At 48.7% G+C, this 17,703-nt stretch carries 9 protein-coding genes; 1 reads left to right on the top strand and 8 read right to left on the bottom strand.

Annotated elements, in window-relative coordinates:
• Window positions 1–99: 99 nt before the first annotated feature.
• Window positions 100–4,002, bottom strand: a complete 3,903-nt coding sequence (hrpA, locus tag FEK47_RS21425) for an ATP-dependent RNA helicase HrpA (RefSeq protein ID WP_135487810.1) — start codon at window positions 4,000–4,002, stop codon at window positions 100–102.
• A 200-nt stretch (window positions 4,003–4,202) separates the two neighbouring features.
• Between hrpA and azoR the strand changes: the two genes are divergently transcribed.
• Complete coding sequence (azoR, locus tag FEK47_RS21430) at window positions 4,203–4,808, top strand: FMN-dependent NADH-azoreductase (RefSeq protein ID WP_000048948.1); 606 nt, start codon at window positions 4,203–4,205, stop codon at window positions 4,806–4,808.
• A gap of 50 nt (window positions 4,809–4,858) precedes the next feature.
• On the opposite strand, the gene FEK47_RS21435 is transcribed toward azoR, so the two are convergent.
• The 7 genes from FEK47_RS21435 to FEK47_RS21465 all read right to left on the bottom strand — a co-directional run.
• Entirely contained in the window at window positions 4,859–6,175 is a 1,317-nt protein-coding gene (locus tag FEK47_RS21435; protein WP_135487811.1) for a phosphatase PAP2/dual specificity phosphatase family protein, read from the bottom strand.
• Entirely contained in the window at window positions 6,165–7,922 is a 1,758-nt protein-coding gene (locus tag FEK47_RS21440) for a bifunctional alpha/beta hydrolase/class I SAM-dependent methyltransferase (RefSeq protein WP_135487812.1), read from the bottom strand. Before FEK47_RS21440 ends, FEK47_RS21435 begins: the two co-directional genes overlap by 11 nt.
• A gap of 15 nt (window positions 7,923–7,937) precedes the next feature.
• Entirely contained in the window at window positions 7,938–8,834 is an 897-nt protein-coding gene (locus tag FEK47_RS21445; protein WP_135487813.1) for a phosphatidate cytidylyltransferase, read from the bottom strand.
• Window positions 8,834–9,439 (bottom strand): CDP-alcohol phosphatidyltransferase family protein, encoded by a 606-nt coding sequence (locus tag FEK47_RS21450; RefSeq protein ID WP_135487814.1) that lies wholly within the window; start codon window positions 9,437–9,439, stop codon window positions 8,834–8,836. Before FEK47_RS21450 ends, FEK47_RS21445 begins: the two co-directional genes overlap by 1 nt.
• A 170-nt stretch (window positions 9,440–9,609) precedes the next feature.
• Window positions 9,610–11,916 carry a DUF2773 domain-containing bactofilin gene (locus FEK47_RS21455; RefSeq protein WP_138183365.1) on the bottom strand — a complete coding sequence of 769 codons (2,307 nt, stop codon included), beginning with the start codon at window positions 11,914–11,916 and terminating at the stop codon, window positions 9,610–9,612.
• Window positions 11,917–11,979: 63 nt separating this feature from the next.
• A complete protein-coding gene (gene pdxI, locus FEK47_RS21460; protein ID WP_135487815.1) occupies window positions 11,980–12,840 on the bottom strand; it encodes a pyridoxine 4-dehydrogenase in 861 nt (286 codons plus the stop codon).
• Window positions 12,841–13,047: 207 nt separating this feature from the next.
• A partial coding sequence (locus FEK47_RS21465) for an autotransporter outer membrane beta-barrel domain-containing protein (RefSeq protein ID WP_138183366.1) occupies window positions 13,048–17,703 on the bottom strand: 4,656 nt, incomplete at its 5' end.

A 17,703-nucleotide genomic window follows, 5' to 3' on the forward strand; every position in this document is an offset into this window, starting at 1 on the left:
CTGAATTCCCCAATTTTTGCCCTTACCGTTTTTAGAATTAATAAAAAACCCGGCGCTAAATGCTTACCGGGTTTTAGATTTATCAGACAAATAGCAGGGTTAACCGCTAATCTGCTCCATCGCCTGCAAAATACGCTTATCTGAAATCGGATAAGGTGTACCAAGTTGTTGAGCGAAGTAACTAACGCGCAGCTCTTCTATCATCCAGCGGATCTCTTTCACGTCTTCATCCTCACGACGTGCAGGCGGCAGTTTGTTGAGCCATTGCTGCCACGCCTGCTGGACGTTTTCGACTTTCAGCATCTGTGCACGGTCGCGATGTGGATCAATCGCCAGTTTTTCCAGTCGTTTTTCAATCGCCTGCAAATATCGCAGCGTGTCGCCCAGCCGTTTGAAGCCGTTACCAGTGACAAAACCGCGATATACCAGCCCGCCCATCTGCGCTTTGATATCCGACAGCCCCAGCGCCATGGTCATATCCACCCGACCTTTCAGGCGTTTGTTGATATTGAACACCGCAGTGAGGATTTGCTCGACCTGCTTCGCAATATCCACCACCGTGTCATTCAGTTCGGCCCGCACTTTTTCATGCAGCGCAGCAAAGCCTTCTTCCGTCCAGACCGGGCCACCATTGGCGTCGATCAGTTGATCCACACCGCATGAGATACAGTCGTCAATCAGCTCCAGCACTTTGCCATACGGGTTAAAGTACAGCCCCAGCTTGGCTTTGTTTGGTAACTTCTCATGCAAATACTTGATCGGCGATGGAATATTCAGCAGCAGTAAACGGCGAAGACCGTTCCACATTGCCTGCTTTTGCTCCAGCGGGTTATCAAACAGTTTGATCGCCACACTGTCGCGCTCATCCACCAGCGCCGGCCACGCCTTCACTTTGTAGTTGCCACGCTTCTGTTCGTAGCTTTCCGGCAGCTGACCAAAACTCCAGATATGTAAGCCGCTCTGCTCGATACCGTCATCCGCCACCGCAGACAGCGTTTCCTGCACTTTGCCTTTCAGCGCATCTTTCAGATCTTGTAGCGAGCGCCCTTCTTTTAGCTTCTTGTTTTTGTCATCCACCACGCGGAAGGTGATTTTCAGGTGATCAGGCACCTGATCCCAGTGCCAGTCTTCGCGGTCAACGGTAACGCCGGTCATCCGCCGTAACTCGCGCTCAAGGCTGTCGAGCAACGGTAACTCCAGCGGTGTGACGCGACCTAAAAACGCTTCGGCGTAGTTTGGCGCGGGAACAAAATTACGGCGTACCGGTTTTGGCAACGATTTAATCAGAGCAATCACCAGTTCGCGGCGCAGACCGGGAATCTGCCACTCAAACCCGCTTTCCTCAACCTGGTTAAGTAACGGCAGCGGAATATGTACGGTCACACCGTCAGCATCCGCGCCGGGCTCAAACTGATAGCTTAAACGCAGCTTGAGATTGCCCTGATGCCAGAAGTTCGGGTAATCCAGCTTGCTGATTTTTTCCGCCCCTTCTTTGATCAACATGCTCTTTTCAAAGTTGAGCAAATCAGGCGTTTCGCGGCTGACTTTTTTCCACCAGCTGTCGAAGTGGCGTGCAGAGATCACATCATGGCTGATGCGCTGGTCGTAGAACTCAAACAACGTTTCGTCATCAACCAAAATATCGCGGCGACGTGTTTTGTGTTCCAGCTCTTCTACTTCCGCCCGTAGTTTCAGGTTTTCACGGAAGAATGCGTGACGCGTCTGCCAGTCACCTTCCACCAGCGCGTGGCGAATAAAGAGTTCACGACATAACGCCGGATCGATCTGGCTATAGTTAACCTTACGCGCGGCGACAATCGGCAACCCGTACACGGTGACTTTTTCCGTTGCCATCACCGCGCCCTGCGCCCGTTCCCAGTGCGGTTCGCTGTAGGTGCGTTTAATCAAATGCTGAGCAACTGGCTCCACCCATTCTGGATCGATGCGTGCCGCAATGCGCCCCCACAGGCGGCTGGTTTCTACCAGTTCCGCCACCATTACCCATTTCGGCGGCTTTTTGAATAAACCAGAACCGGGGAAGATGGAGAAACGCGCGTTACGTGCACCGGTATATTCCTGTTTATCGGCATCTTTCATGCCGATATGGGAAAGCAAACCAGTCAGCAACGCAATGTGAATTTCGCGATACTCCGCCGGTTCGCTGTTCACCGGAATGCCGAGTTCTTTCACTACCTGGCGCAGTTGGGTGTAGATATCCTGCCATTCGCGCACGCGCAGATAGTTGAGGTAATCGGTGCGGCACAGGCGACGGAAGGCGTTTGAAGAAAGTGCCTTTTGCTGCTCGCCAAGATAATTCCACAGATTTACAAACGCGAGGAAGTCGGATTCTTTGTCGTGGAAGCGACGATGTTTTTCGTCCGATGCCTGCTGTTTATCCATCGGACGCTCGCGCGGATCCTGAATGGAGAGTGCGGAAGTGATAATCATCGCCTCACGCACGCAGCCATGTTTTTGCGCTTCCAGCACCATACGCGCCAGACGTGGGTCGACAGGCAACTGCGAGAGCTGGCGACCGAGCGGCGTCAGTTTATAGGCGCTGGCCTGTTCATCCGTGGTGATCGCGCCCAGTTCTTCAAGCAGACGCACGCCATCCTGGATATTGCGTTTATCTGGCGCTTCGACAAACGGGAACGCGGCGATATCGCCCAGCCCCAGCGCGGTCATCTGCAAAATAACCGAGGCCAGGTTGGTACGCAGAATCTCCGGATCGGTAAACTCCGGGCGCGAGAGGAAATCGTCTTCGGAATAGAGACGAATACAGATCCCTTCTGACACACGACCACAGCGGCCTTTACGCTGATTGGCTGAAGCCTGCGAAATGGGCTCAATCGGCAATCGCTGCACTTTGGTGCGATAGCTGTAGCGGCTGATACGCGCCGTACCTGGGTCGATAACGTATTTAATCCCCGGTACGGTCAGCGAGGTTTCCGCGACGTTGGTCGCCAGTACAATGCGCCGTCCGCTGTGCGACTGGAACACGCGGTTCTGTTCGCTATTCGAAAGCCGCGCATAAAGCGGCAAGATTTCGGTATGGCGTAAGTTCAGCTTGTTCAGCGCATCGGCGGTATCGCGAATTTCCCGCTCACCGCTCATAAAGATCAGGATATCACCAGGACTTTCCTGGCTCAGTTCGTCTACGGCGTCAAAAATCGCCTGCAACTGGTCGCGCTCGGTGTCATCGGCTTCTTCAACAATCGGGCGATAGCGCACTTCCACCGGATAGGTCCGACCGGAGACTTCGATAATCGGCGCATTATTAAAGTGGCGCGAAAAGCGTTCCGGGTCGATAGTCGCGGAAGTGATAATGATTTTTAGGTCAGGACGCCGCGGCAGCAACTCTTTCAAATAGCCGAGCAGAAAATCGATATTCAGGCTGCGTTCGTGCGCTTCGTCAATAATGATGGTGTCGTACTGCATCAGCAGGCGGTCTTGCTGGATCTCCGCCAGCAGGATACCGTCGGTCATCAGCTTGACCATCGTGTTATCACTTACGTGATCGCTGAAACGCACTTTGTAACCGATGCAACCGCCCGGCTCCGTTTTCAGCTCTTCCGCAATACGGTTCGCCACCGTTCTTGCCGCCAGGCGACGCGGCTGGGTATGGCCGATCAGCCCTTTAATCCCGCGCCCCAGCTCCATACAGATTTTCGGTAACTGAGTCGTTTTACCGGAACCCGTTTCCCCGGCGACGATCACCACCTGGTGATCACGAATTGCTTCGAGAATGTCCTGTTTTTTCTGACTAACCGGCAAATTGTCCGGGTAAGTAATTTCCGGTCGTGCCGCTTCACGCAGCAGGACTTTCCCTGCCGCCTGGTCAATCTCTTTCGCCATCTCCTGGAAAATGGCCTGTTGTGCATCAGGATTTTTAACCTTCTTCACGCCGTGCAGACGGCGAGAAAAACGCAGTCTGTCACGCAGCATCAGCGAATCCAGCCGCTGCTGCAAGGCCGTAAAGGTCAATTTTTGTTGTTCTGTCATAACGTTAGTGGGCAGTAGTCTGCCTGATTAATTTTCTTTGAAATGATAGATATAGAGTACCACATCGCGGCTTTCTATGCGTTGTTCAATAAATTCGAACATAGGCTTCGATTTATTGCGCTATCTCTGTGGCAGGATTGTGAATAAAGTGTCAACAAGCAACGGGGCATCGCCCATTCAAATATCTATAAGGAAACACCATGAGCAAGGTATTAGTTCTTAAATCCAGCATCCTGGCAGGGTACTCTCAGTCTAATCAGTTGTCCGATTATTTTGTTGAACAATGGCGCGAAAAGCACTCCGCTGATGAAATCACCGTTCGCGACCTGGCTGCAAATCCGATTCCGGTACTGGATGGCGAACTGGTTGGCGCTCTGCGTCCGAGCGATGCGCCGCTGACTCCGCGTCAGCAGGAAGCTCTGGCGCTTTCCGATGAGCTGATTGCCGAGCTGAAAGCCCACGACGTTATCGTTATTGCGGCACCGATGTATAACTTCAACATCTCAACTCAGTTGAAAAACTATTTTGACCTGGTTGCACGCGCAGGCGTTACTTTCCGCTATACCGAGAACGGTCCGGAAGGTCTGGTAACGGGTAAAAAAGCCATCGTTATTACCAGCCGCGGCGGGATCCATAAAGATGGACCAACGGACCTGGTGACGCCGTATCTGTCCACGTTCCTCGGCTTTATCGGCATTACCGATGTGAAATTTGTCTTCGCCGAAGGGATCGCATACGGTCCGGAAATGGCAGCGAAAGCGCAGTCTGACGCGAAAGCAGCCATTGACAGCATTGTTGCCGCATAACCGGACACGATCTTGATGTGGACTGTAGTTCAGTCCACATCTCAATCCACTTACCTGTTTTCCCATAATTTCAGCATCGCTTTGTGCTCTTCCTTAAGCACAATATGCGAGCGTCTGGCTCGAATAAAGCTAATCGCTTCATCAACTGTTTTACAGTGTCCGTAACATAACAGCCATGCCGCCACTACCAGCGCACTGCGCGATAATCCCAACGCGCAATGGACCAGAACGCTGCCTTGCTCTTCGCGTAATGTTTCCAGCATCCCCACGGCCTGTCGGAGCTCCCCCTCTTCCGGAACCACCAGATCCAGCATCGGTACACAGAAATAGAGTCGATCTTTTGTCGCTCGTCCACGAGGGAATTCAAAGGTGACGTCCAGAACCGCATTCTGTGCCGGAATATGTCGTGGAAACGCCCCTAAATAAACACCAGCAGTCATTTTGCTCACCGGCTCCAGGCGAAGACAAAACCAACGCATAGACAGCCACATCCCGATGCGGCAGGGCAATGTCAGCCAGTAAACGGCGGGTGGGAGTTTCCCCTGACTATCTTTCCCTGTTGTTATCGCGCCAAGCCCACCGTACCCACGGCCAATAATGAGTAGCGATAATACTGGCCAACATAACCAGACTGACCACCATAACTGAATCATCACCATTAGCTCCATTAACACAATGCACGAGCCCGCGCCTACGACATATGGCAGTGCTATTTTGATTCGACGTTGATCAGGTTTCTGATAATTCCAACGACGATCGACGGGCACCATCCAGTCAATCAACATACCTACCGCCAGCCCTGTGATGACATCAATAAAATGATGCTGCCAGGTCGTCAGAGTAGAAATAGCGATGAGTAAAAACCATCCGCCACAGACTTTACGCCACCTCTCAGCCAGATGCTGACGAAAGTGACGCCAAAGTAGCCAGCAGAGAATAATATGCAGCGAAGGAGACTGGTTATAAGGCAGATCAAACAGTTCAAGTTGCGAAAATAGCCATCCTGTCACCCCACTCACTTCAGGGCGGATAAAACTAAACTTCAGCGGATAGAGCAAAAAACCGCAGCAGGCCATTACCGTTGCCAGAATAAGCCGGTGGACAAGTCGGCGCTGTTCGAATGTCGAGCTACAAACGAACAGCGAAAATCCATATAAAAGATCCAGACTCCAGTAAGGAACAATAGTCCAGGGAAGAAAAGGGATCGCCGTTTCCCAACCGAACACCTGACTGGGGATATCATGGCTGTTAAGGTCCTGGAACGCGGTGAACTGATTAAGAGATCCATAGGTGAAGAAGAAAAACGGGGCCAGCAACAATAACCAGCCAGCTCCCTGGAGCAATACGCTCCGGCGTTCAGTTATCACGACGCACCGCCATCGAAACCGTAAAAATGCCCCACTCATCAATCCATTGTGTGCATTTATCAAATCCAGCATCATGCACGAGCGAATCCATCTCCCCTTGCGAACGCACGCGCATTAACCACGGTTTACCATCTTTGTGACTGGTTAACACCCCGGCAATCAGCTCCAGTTGTGGGTGCCACGGCTGCCCGGTGTAGATGAGAATGCCTCCCGGTTCGATGGCATTGGCAAGACCAGCGAGGGAGTTTTTTACCTGCTCATTTTCGGGAAAAAGCTCATACAGGCCAGAGACAATCGCCAGCGTAGGCCGCGGAGTTAACGCGCTGAGTTCCTCCGTGTTAAACGCATCGCCCTGTTCAAAACGCACCTGCTCAGACATTCCCCGTTGGGTAATCATCTCTTGCCCCTGTGCAACATTTAACTCGCTGTAATCACGTAACAAAATATCGCTTACGGCAGGCTCGTTTGCCAGCGCATCCAGTACATAGCGCCCATGCCCTGCGGCAATATCAACCACGCGGACGGCTAAACCTTTGGCGTGGAGATCGGCAACGGCTTGTTTAATCAGTATTTGTAAATGGGTTTTGCGCTGGCGAATACCGCGCCAGCCAACACTGTTCAGGTAGATTTTGTCGATTAAGCGCCCGAATGCGTTACTACCTTGCGGTTGATTTTGATAGACATAATCCAGCGAACTGCCTGAATCAAAGCCGGTGCTCATTCCGAGATGCAGGCCCGCAGAGTGCGCCCCGAACAATTTCATCCCTTTACGTATAAAGCGATACGCCAAATCAACCGGCGATAATGGCACGGGTCCACCAGAAAGGAGCCGCCATCGATCCGCTGATGGTCCTGTGCGATCTTCACGCTGATAATCAAATTTTTGCGATTTGTTAGCATATAAGCGGCTGATAAAGCTTTGCATTTTTTCAAATGCCTGCGCCCTGTTCTCTTCACCCAACGTGTCGTGATAAAAGCCAGGCAACAGATGCAGCTCTTTCAGAGGGCTACGTAATCTCTGATAAAAATCAATCTGCGGTTGGCGATGCACCACATAGTCATCGCCTGATATCAGAAGTTGCGTGGGAAGCGTAATCGCCGCCGCATCGCTAACAATACGTTCAGACGTTTTATAGAGATCGAGCAAGATATTGACGGCAATCGCCCGTGTGATCAGCGGATCATTATTGAAACTCGCCACCCGTTGCCGATCGTGGGTCAAATAGCGTCCTTTCACATAGGAATTAATAAAAAACAGACCACGCAGACGATGCCATAACGCCAGCGCAGGACGTGCCAGAGGCACATACAATTTAACCTTAAAGGCCGGAGAAGCCAGCACCAGCCCGCGAATTGCAGGCGCATAATCATGAACCCATGTGGCAACCAGCACTGCGCCGACGCTTTGCGCGATCACAACCACCTCTTCCAGCCCGACCTGGCTTTCGCTGGCAGCAAAACGGACAAATTCATCGACATCCTGCACTGAACGCGCAAGAGATGGGCTATAACCACGCGGCCCCGAAGTTTTTCCATGCCCCCGGGCATCCCATGCATAAAAAGCAGTATCTGGCATCGCCAGTTCATCAACGAGATGTTGTAGACGACCAGAATGTTCATGACCGCGATGAAATAAGACGATGACCTTTTTCGCCCCGGGCTGTAAAGCGGGCCAGTGCCGATAAAACAACGCTGTATTATCACTGGTGGTAAAAAAATGTTCCCCAGGGATGCGTGAATTTTCCATTTTTTCTATTTTCCTTCAGTAACAGCTGTAGCGAATAAAATAAAAAAATACCGGAGCGGTGAAAATTAATGAGTCAATCCTGTCAAGGAGTCCGCCATGTCCTGGTAATAGTTTTCCACTATCTTTAACACCCACATCTCGTTTGATGGCTGACATCACGACATCGCCGCAAAAACCACTAATACCAATTAACAAACCCGCTAATAATGCCTGTAATGTATTTAGCGGTGTCAGCAACGGTCCAATAATCAGTGACGCAATCATGGTGGTGATTACGCCCCCCACCAGACCTTCCAGCGTTTTTCCCGGGCTGACTTTGGGGACCACTTTTCTTCTACCGCAGGATTTCCCCCATAAATACTGTGCAATATCGTTTGACTCGGTTAACGCCAAAAGAAATAACACCAGTAACGCCCCGCCCTGGATATTTATGGTTGGCAACATTAATAGCCAGGCGGCATGACTCAAGGCAAAAACGGTCATTATCCATCCCCAAAAAATGGCGCTCACGGTATGCTGAAAACCGGAGGGGTCCCCCACAAAAACTCGCCAGGTGGCTAATATCAGAAACCCAGTCAAAGGTATAAATAACAGAAACAGCTCAAAGCAATTAAAACCGATAAGCAAATAGTTAAGAGGAATAACCCAATATAACCAACGCGGAAAAAGTACGGATATAAGCGTACAATATTCCTTCAATGCCAGAAAACTTATCAGCGCAAAAAACGTCAACGTCATCCAGCGTGGACCTGAAATGACCAGTGAAAAACAAATGACGATGCCCCACCAGGTACGAATACGTAATGTAACTTCATCCCCTTTTCTCTCCGGTAACCGCCATACCAGAAAACGGTTTATCAGCGTTGCTAAAATTAACAACGCGAAAAGTGTTGCCAGAGATTTTTCCAGCATTATCTTTCAGCGCTCATCAGGAGCACGCTTCGACAACGATTAATCGCAGTCCAGAGAAGCAGAATTGAAGCAATGCTCCATAAAAGATTATTCCATTGCATCCACTGTGGATAAATGGCAATGGCCAGCCCCCACAGACCAAATATTAACGCGCGATCGCTTTTGCCAAATGGACCGGCATAACTGCGAATACCGTTAATCGTCTGCGCGAGTAAACCGCAAAACTCAGTCAATATGGTGCAAAATAACATGAGTATTACGAGTGATGCGTTACTTTCCGGTAAAAATAAAAACGGTAAATAGAGCGCAATATCAGAAATAACATCGCCAGTCTCATTCAAAATCGCCCCAAGCCGTGTTTGCTGATTGCACTCACGCGCCAACATGCCATCCAGCGCATTGAGCGCCATACGGATAAAAAGCACGATGGGCAATAGCAAAAAGAGGATGGGTTGTGCCACCAACATCAACAGCAATCCGGTAAGAAGAGAAAGCGCCAGTGCCGTAAGAGTGATGTGATTCGCTGTAACATGGTGCTTATAAAGCCAAAACATCGTCGGCCTTAACAGCGACTGAAAGAGCGGTTTTATTTGGTAGAGCGTCATTATCAATCCTTGATAATTCGGTTTGCGCTATGGTGCATCAATTCCCCTGACGGTGATATCGCAACACGCCGTTTCATTAAAAATTCAGAATATATCAAGGTATTGGGGACTCACTGTCAGGAATGATTATCCCCAATTAATCAGATAGTTAAAAAACATTACGTTGTGGATCAATACAACTCATCAAGTTTTCTCATCGCTTGTTCCCGTATTGCGCGCGTCTTACCGTTAAGCGCCAGCTGGCGGACTAAATCCAGTTCAGGGTTAACAAGCTCTAACGCCAGCAAAGGATCACGTTTCAGCCTCGCCTTTAATACATCAACTGGAAAACGGGGATTATTCATCGCCACAATCCACCACTCGGGATCAATTTCTGCCGCCAGTACTGCAGGCGGTGTGTGGCGGTTGTTAAGTGCGCCGAACTTGAAAAATGTGAGATTGCTTTTCGCCAGTGTACTCCACCATATACGATCCGGTTGTTTTGCCAGTACATCCAGTTGCGCTAACGCACCGGGGTCCAGAGCATAATAAACACGTAACGCTTCGTTAACCTGCGCACGGGAGCTGTTTTCCTGCCTCAGAAAAAACTTCGCCCAAATATCATTGCGTGGCGTATTTTGCTGTAATTCCTTGAGGACAACAGCGGGTAAATTATCCCAACTAACTAATGCACTCTCTAAAAAGTCCCAGTCTTCCAAACGTATCAGGGCGGTGGCATTTAATAGCATCTGGTCATCAACTTCACCGTGGCTGATAAGCTCAGACAAAATCATATCAGCGCTGGTTTCATATGCAGCTGAATCTGCTTTCGGATTATTTTTTCGATGCGATAAAGCACGTTGCCAAATTTTTTGTTTCATCGCCGTACTCAGATACTGATTTTTCGCCAGATTACTCCACCCTTCAGGATCGTTGAAACGTGTCAATAACCGTTGTAAAGCAGCGTCAGAGTGAATTACCTGCATATCCCGACAGCAAAAGTAGGTAGGGAATTTTTTCTCCATCTTTTTAACAAAAATAAACTGTAAGTTATCTGGCAATGCTAAAAATAACACACGTATTAGATCATCGTCATTCTCGAATTTTTGGTATAAATAGGCTGCAACTTTGTCACTCTCTTGTGGCGTCATCCGCAATAATTGACCATGGTATTTCATCTCTGCCAGCTTGAACGCTAAGCTTGTGACAACATTGTTTGATGAATCATTCGCCAACTGCATTGCCTGATTGTAAGTGAGTTGTCCTCCAGCACCGACCTGACGAATTGTGGGATCATCACTGCTGATATAGCCATCTATAATGGATTCGGGCAATAACCACGCATCTTTATAAAGTCCCTGAATGATCATACCCCAATCTCTTTTCGCCAGAGTCATGACGATATCCAGAGGGAGATTTTCACGTAGCGCAAGATTCAACGGACCGACACCATCAGGTAGACGACTCATTCGCGTCATTATTTCGACTGAGAGCGGTTCACGGTCGAGCAAACCCAGAACAACAGGCTGGTAACCCAATTGCTGATCGGTCAACTCCAGAATCTCATTGTCAGGCATATATCTCGCCATACTTTCAATCGTTTGTTCATCATTGCTATTAATAAGTTGTTTGCGTAGGTTAGCTGAAATTCCTTTAAGCCTTGGGAGAGTTCGCATTATGGCAAGATCAAATGTCGCAATGTCTCGTCCTTCAAATGCAGCAACTTTGCCTTCATCCAGCATTTGCAATTCCTGCACTAACTCAGGAGAAGGCTTAGGGCGAAACAGCGCTTCTTTTTTCATCTGATTACAGACATTCCCTGCCATGCGAATATTGCTTCGCTTAAAAATTTCTTTCAGAGCATCTTCATCATTTATTAGACCCCAATGATATGCATCAGGATTTATTATCATCAGCGCTTTTTTGACATTTTCAGTGTCATTTTTGTCACTCGCACGGACCATGAATTCACTATTTGTCGAAGACACAACAACAGGTGCAATTATGTCATTGATAAATATCCCACGCGCATTAATACTCCCCTTAATCGTAGACGGATTATCGTAATATGAGTCGATAAATACCAGTCCACTTGCATTTATCGAACCGGTAATTAACAGTGGTGAATCCGTAACTATATTCGTTGCCGTCACGTCACCGAGAATAACCCATGGATTAGAAAGAGAGAAAGTGGAAATATTTCCTTTGACTGTCAAATTGCCAAGAACAATCAATTTTTCATTACGCTCTATATTACCTTCCACCACTAAATCGCCACGATGCACTTTCCAGTCCGGTGCAGATAAACCGACGGGGACAAGATTCTCGCAACTGTTGATAGCTTGTTCAACTTGCTGTTTATCTTCAGCGGTAGCCGCAGAAAAAAATGGTTCAATATCAACTGCACTTGCAACACATCGAAGTTCCGCATGTACTGGTAGACTCAGCATAAACAGGGGCAGTAAACGTATCCAGCCGCAAATCCTGGCCTTAAACATATGCACTCCATGCCATTAAAAAAGGAACAAAAGGGAAATGCGTCTTTCCCTTTTGTATATTCGTTATTCTCGCGAAATACCATCCAACGTAGACAACACTTCCTCAGAAAGATGCAATTTTTCAGCAGCCATATTCTCCCGTAAATGCGCTACAGAAGACGTCCCTGGGATCAGCAAAATATTCGGTGAACGCTGTAACAGCCACGCCAGCGCCACCTGCATTGGTGTTGCACCCAGGCTCGCAGCAACATCGGAAAGAGTGGAAGATTGCAGCGGCGTAAAGCCTCCGAGCGGGAAGAACGGCACGTAGGCAATGCCATCTCGGGCCAAAGCATCAATCATTGCGTCATCAGCACGATGAGCAATGTTGTATTCGTTCTGCACACAGACGATTTCGGCAATCTTGCGCGCCTCTGCAACCTGCGTCGGTGTGACGTTGCTCAGACCAATATGTTTCACCAGACCTTGTTGTTGCATCTCCGCCAGCACGGTCAGGCTGGCTTCAATCGGTCCTTCCGCTGGGCCGTGACCATCGCCAAACATTACGCGCAGATTTACTACATCCAGTACGTCCAGGCCGAGATTACGTAGATTATCGTGCACCGCTTTTTGCAGCTCCGCCGGAGAAAATGCGGGCAACCAGGAAGCATCCTCACCACGCCGCGCACCAATTTTAGTGACAATTGTCAGGTCGTCAGAATAAGGATAAAGCGCTTCGCGGATAATCTGATTGGTGACGTGCGGGCCATAAAAGTCGCTGGTATCAATGTGATTGACGCCCAATGCCAGCGCCTCGCGTAGCACGGTTATAGCAACATGGCGATCTCTGGGGGGGCCGAAAACCCCTGGCCCTGCCAGTTGCATTGCGCCATAACCAAGACGGTTAACGGATTTTGTACCGAGAGTAAATGTGTTGTTGCTCATCGCACCCTGCCCTGTAATAAAACGGATTAAGAAAATCAGTATAGAAATGAAAAGAGATAAATAATGCGAAGGCGTAAACAAGATTACTGGATGAGTTGCTCTATTGTCCTGAAAGACACCAAAACAAAACGCGTCAAGCGCCGCATCCGGCAATAAAAAAACCGCAACCTGTATCAGCGTTGCGGTTTATGTATCACATGCTAAAAATTAGAACGTTTTCTTGAAGTTCAGCATCACACCTTTGTCGCTGATGCCGTCCTCTTTCCAGTTGTACGCATCCAGATTCAGTGAACTTTCTTTGCTGCTGTACTTCACGCCGACGCTTGCCAGGCTGTTGATACCGCCGCCCTTCTGCCCGTCATCGACGTTAAAGTGCTGGCTGCCAGCGCCTGCCAGGCTTGCCGTGCGCTGGCTCTTCGCGTAGCTCAGGTTTGGCCCGCCTTCCAGCGTAGCGCTCGCACTCCAGCCGTCTTTTCCTGCGTAGTCCAGTTTCAGCCCGACGATGCTGTCTACCGCCGTTTCGCTGCCGCTGTTCATGCTCAGGTTAAAGTCTCCGGCATTGCGTTCCTGATAGCCACCTTCCAGTGTGTGACGCAGTTTTACACCCGCATATGGCGTGATCTTCAGCCCTTCGCTCGGTTCGAAAGTCTTCGCCCCTTCGCTGCGGAACTCCAGGTACTGCTGCTTCACGTCGGTATCAGCCGTTTTGTTCGTGCTGCTAAATGCAATCGAACGACTGCTGTCAAGGTTGTGAACGTCATAACGCAATGCGTTATTCCAGTTCATGCCATTGTCGAAGGACATCTGATGTTTCAGGCCAAAGAACTGGCTGTAGCCACCGGTTACGCCATTATCACCCGCTTTCTGAGCACCGTCGCCATCGAGGCGAGCTATACCGTACTCCAGACTCATCGTCTGGCTTTCGCTCAGGTCGATGGTTTTACGCAATGCCAGCATGTCGTATTCGGTATTATTACCTAACTCGGCACGCGGATCGCCTTTCGCCACCACGTTAAACGCCAGACCGTTGCCCACTTTCGGCGCGGCATCCGCCAGCATACTAAAGCGGTTGCTCAACACGCGCGCTTCGCGGAATACCGTTGTCGCCTGGCTACCACTGACCTGTTTGAGGGCGCTGTTCAGTTCGGCAGTCGTGCCGACGTTCAGGCTGGTATACAGCTCGTTGTTGGTGTAACCCGCATCCAGTGCTTTCGCGACGTCATTCACAGAAGCATCAGTTGCCACCTCGGTGTAAGCGTTTTTGCTCATGGTAACGTCAACGTTGCCGTTGGCATCTGTGCTGCCCTTAGCGTTCCAGACAACTGAAGAGGAAGTGATATTCTCCGCGCCGCTGATATTTTCACCTTTGAAAACATCATCAATCACCACGGTAGTATCAGCAGTTCCTGCACTAAACCCAGTATTTACCTTAACGTTGTCACTGATAACCAGGTTATTGGCTTTCAAGGTGCCGGAGCTTCCGTCGCTATTTGTACCAATAGTGTAATTGGTAAGTTTTTGCTGACTCTCGGCATTTACTGGTGCCGCAGGAACGTTGCCTTGCCCTGGCGCTGCAGAAGCGTCCGGTACGATTATATCCGCAGTGCCATCCTGACTGTTTCTCGTTCCTGTGGTATTTGGCGCATAAATCTCGCAACCAATATTACACAACAGGTTGATAATCCCATTATTCACAATCGCTTTAGTGGAGCCACCAAACGCCCATGAATTATCTGCGTAAACATTAATGACGCCGTCTTTAGTGTTATTAATCGTTGTTGCAGAACCATTACCTTTAATGCCAATCAGGCCTTCACCGTTGCTTCCATCAGCTTTGCCCTGTTCAGTACCCACGTTAATCGTGCCACTGTTCACCAACTGAACAGTGTAACTGGTAGTTCCACCACTGATGGCAACTGCACCATCCCCCTGAATATTGATTGTTCCGGCATTAGCGAAATTATATCCACGGCCTAAATCAATCAATGGAGCATTTGGATTAATACCGTTAATTACGCCAGTTTCTGTATTCCAGATCCACTTACCGTTACTATTTGAACCGGTATCAACGGTTTTGATTGCACTATAACCGTTAGTCGCAGTAATAGTGCCGCGGTTAACCTGGGCAAGTGAGTCATTAGTACGGGTCACGTTCACAATGGAATTCTCACCGCCTACAATGGCATTGCCACTATTGCTGAGGGTCGAACCCGCTTCATTATAAAGCAAGAAACTACCGTTCATTAAAGAACTACCGTCAGCAGTTACTGTCATATCACCAGTGTTAACAATGTTTTGTCTGTAACTGGTTCCGCTAATTACTCCGCTAAAATCACCTTCGTTATAGAAGTTTATGCCACCATTCAACGTTAATAGATCGGTTGTGATACTCCCTGACGCACGGTTATAAATACTGGCATTGGCATTGATGGTTCCGGATTTCAGTATTCCGCTGTTTTCCAGCCCTTTTGCAACATCCAACTTACCATTAACCGTCAGGCTGGCATGTTCTTTGTTGTACAACCAGTTAGTCGCATTTACATCCCCGTTCAATGTTTCATTACCATAATTTGCTAATGACGATACAGTGGTAAATCCATCCTTTGTGGATGTCTTAGTCACTGTTTCACCACTCTTACTCAGTTCTTTTAATAGATCTTTGTTTTCTGTTGTGGCCCCCATATGCGAATCAGTTTCATCTATAGGAGTACCAAACAGATTAATAGCGCCGTAATTCAGGATTGTTCCTGTACCATCGTTATAAAATGCCTGCCCAGTATCAACATTAATATTGATAACACCCGTCTGGTCGTTGATAGCAGTACCATGGTTATAAACAGCCATCCCTACCAGGGTGTTTGCTGCCAGGCTATCATCATAATTACCATTTTTCTCGAGGTTAATCGTCCCCTGGTTTATGACGATATTGCTGGCACCATAAGCAGCCATCCCTGCACCGGCGTTATAGACGGTGATGACCCCGCCTTGTTGGTTAGTTGCAACTGCGTTTTCTCTTGGGGTGCTACCGGTATCGGTACCAACTGCCATCCCAACGCCAAAATCTCTGGCGTCGACAGAAGCAATATTAGCATTCAGCGTTGTGGTGTCATTTGCATCAACCCATAACGAATCAAGACTAATTTTTCCTGCATTATCTGCAGTGGAATTATCAATGGCCAGCATACCGATCGTGCCGCGGCCATACAAATCAATAATTCCGTCTACGCTATTGACCACTGAGCCATTAATGAACGACTCCATCCCAGTAGTGCCAGATGCTTTATTATAAAATGCAGCCGGGGTTGTACTTCCAAGGTCAGAATAGATATTCATCACACTCTGTTGCTGCATTATTTTTGCGGTAATTTTTCCATTATTTGTTGCATTACCATCTTGTGTCGCAAAGAATCCAGCACCAGCAGTTTGTACATGCCCATAAAAATACTGTTCCAATGTAATGGAACCATTGTTAATACCGGTAGAGTCAGAGTCTGATACTGTTGCAAATCCAATATTTCTTAGTGCTATATCACCATTATTTATTGCACTCGCCCCCGAATTAACCCCAATAATTCTTGATTCAGGTGTGTTGTAGTGGTCATAAGAAGTAATATCACCCATACTTAGCGTAGCACCTGCATCGACCTCAAGTATGGCTTTATTATTTAACTGAATGATACTTTCATAACCTAATGGGAAATCACCACTTATTGTTGAATCCCCTTTAAGATGAACAGTGGATTGGCCATCAACACTAATGACCTGAACATCGCCATATCCCTTGCGCTGCGTGGCTATTGCGGAACCATCAACTAATTGATTAGCTTCACCCACCAGATGAATACCACTATTTAGATTAACAGTATTGCCATCACCAGTTACTACCAGACCAGAGATATTCTCCTGGCTACCGTTATACTTTAAATACTCCTGGGCAGTTGTTTCACTATCAGCAACAACAGTTAATTTACCGTCGAGATTTGTATTGTTATTGTTGCCTTTAATGCTTATACCAGTAGAGGCATCGAAGAATTTTTCTGCTCCATTGTCTGCTAACTGATCTTTATCGACCTTGATGTTGCCAGTGATATCAACGTTATTACCATCACCATTAACATTAACCCCAGTGGCCGATTGCCCAGTTACATTTAGATCGGTCGTTGCCAACGTTAATTTGTTGTCGTCACCATTGAGTACAAGCCCCGTTGAGAAGTCTCCAATCTGAATCTCACCAGCCAGTGAGACATCCCCATTATTAGTTGTAATGCTAAACCCGGTAGCTGAATTCGTAACATCAACCTTGCCGGTATTCGCAAAGGTCGCGTTGTCGCCTTCGATCTGAATACCGATCGAACCCGCATCTGTAACGGTTATGGTGCTCTTGTTATTCACCGTCGTGCTGTCACCGGTGATATCAACACCATGCGCCCCGCCACTTACGACCAGATCACCGTTCTGATTGACTGTCGCATTATTTCCAGCGATTTCTGTGCCGGTGGAGTCTTCACCGTCAACCGTGGTTTTGCCGCTATTATTCGCCGTGGCGTCGTCACCGTTAATCTGTGTGCCGGTGCCGCCGTTGGTGATGGTGCTCTCGCCTTCGTTATTGACAACCGCCTGGTCGCCGTCGATCTGAATACCGATGGACTCCGGATCGGTGACAGTCATGGTGCCTTTGTTATCCACCGTCGCGCCGCTGTCGCCGGTGATATCAATGCCGTGACCGCCGCCGCTGACATCCAGATCGCCGTCCTGAACCACTTTCCCGTTATTACCGTTGATTTCCGTGCCGGTGGAGTCTTTACCGTCAACGGTGGTTTTGCCGCTGTTATTTGCCGTGGCGTCGTCACCGTTAATCTGCGT

The organism is Escherichia sp. E3659, assembly GCF_005781135.1.
Taxonomy (GTDB): Bacteria; Pseudomonadota; Gammaproteobacteria; order Enterobacterales; family Enterobacteriaceae; genus Escherichia.

Excerpts from the sequence above, each read along its gene's own strand:
- FEK47_RS21450 (WP_135487814.1), bottom strand. The coding sequence starts at position 9,439 with ATGACGCTCTACCAAATAAAACCGCTCTTTCAGTCGCTGTTAAGGCCG.
- azoR (WP_000048948.1), top strand. The coding sequence starts at position 4,203 with ATGAGCAAGGTATTAGTTCTTAAATCCAGCATCCTGGCAGGGTACTCT.
- FEK47_RS21445 (WP_135487813.1), bottom strand. The coding sequence starts at position 8,834 with ATGCTGGAAAAATCTCTGGCAACACTTTTCGCGTTGTTAATTTTAGCA.
- pdxI (WP_135487815.1), bottom strand. The coding sequence starts at position 12,840 with ATGAGCAACAACACATTTACTCTCGGTACAAAATCCGTTAACCGTCTT.
- FEK47_RS21440 (WP_135487812.1), bottom strand. The coding sequence starts at position 7,922 with ATGGAAAATTCACGCATCCCTGGGGAACATTTTTTTACCACCAGTGAT.
- FEK47_RS21455 (WP_138183365.1), bottom strand. The coding sequence starts at position 11,916 with ATGTTTAAGGCCAGGATTTGCGGCTGGATACGTTTACTGCCCCTGTTT.
- hrpA (WP_135487810.1), bottom strand. The coding sequence starts at position 4,002 with ATGACAGAACAACAAAAATTGACCTTTACGGCCTTGCAGCAGCGGCTG.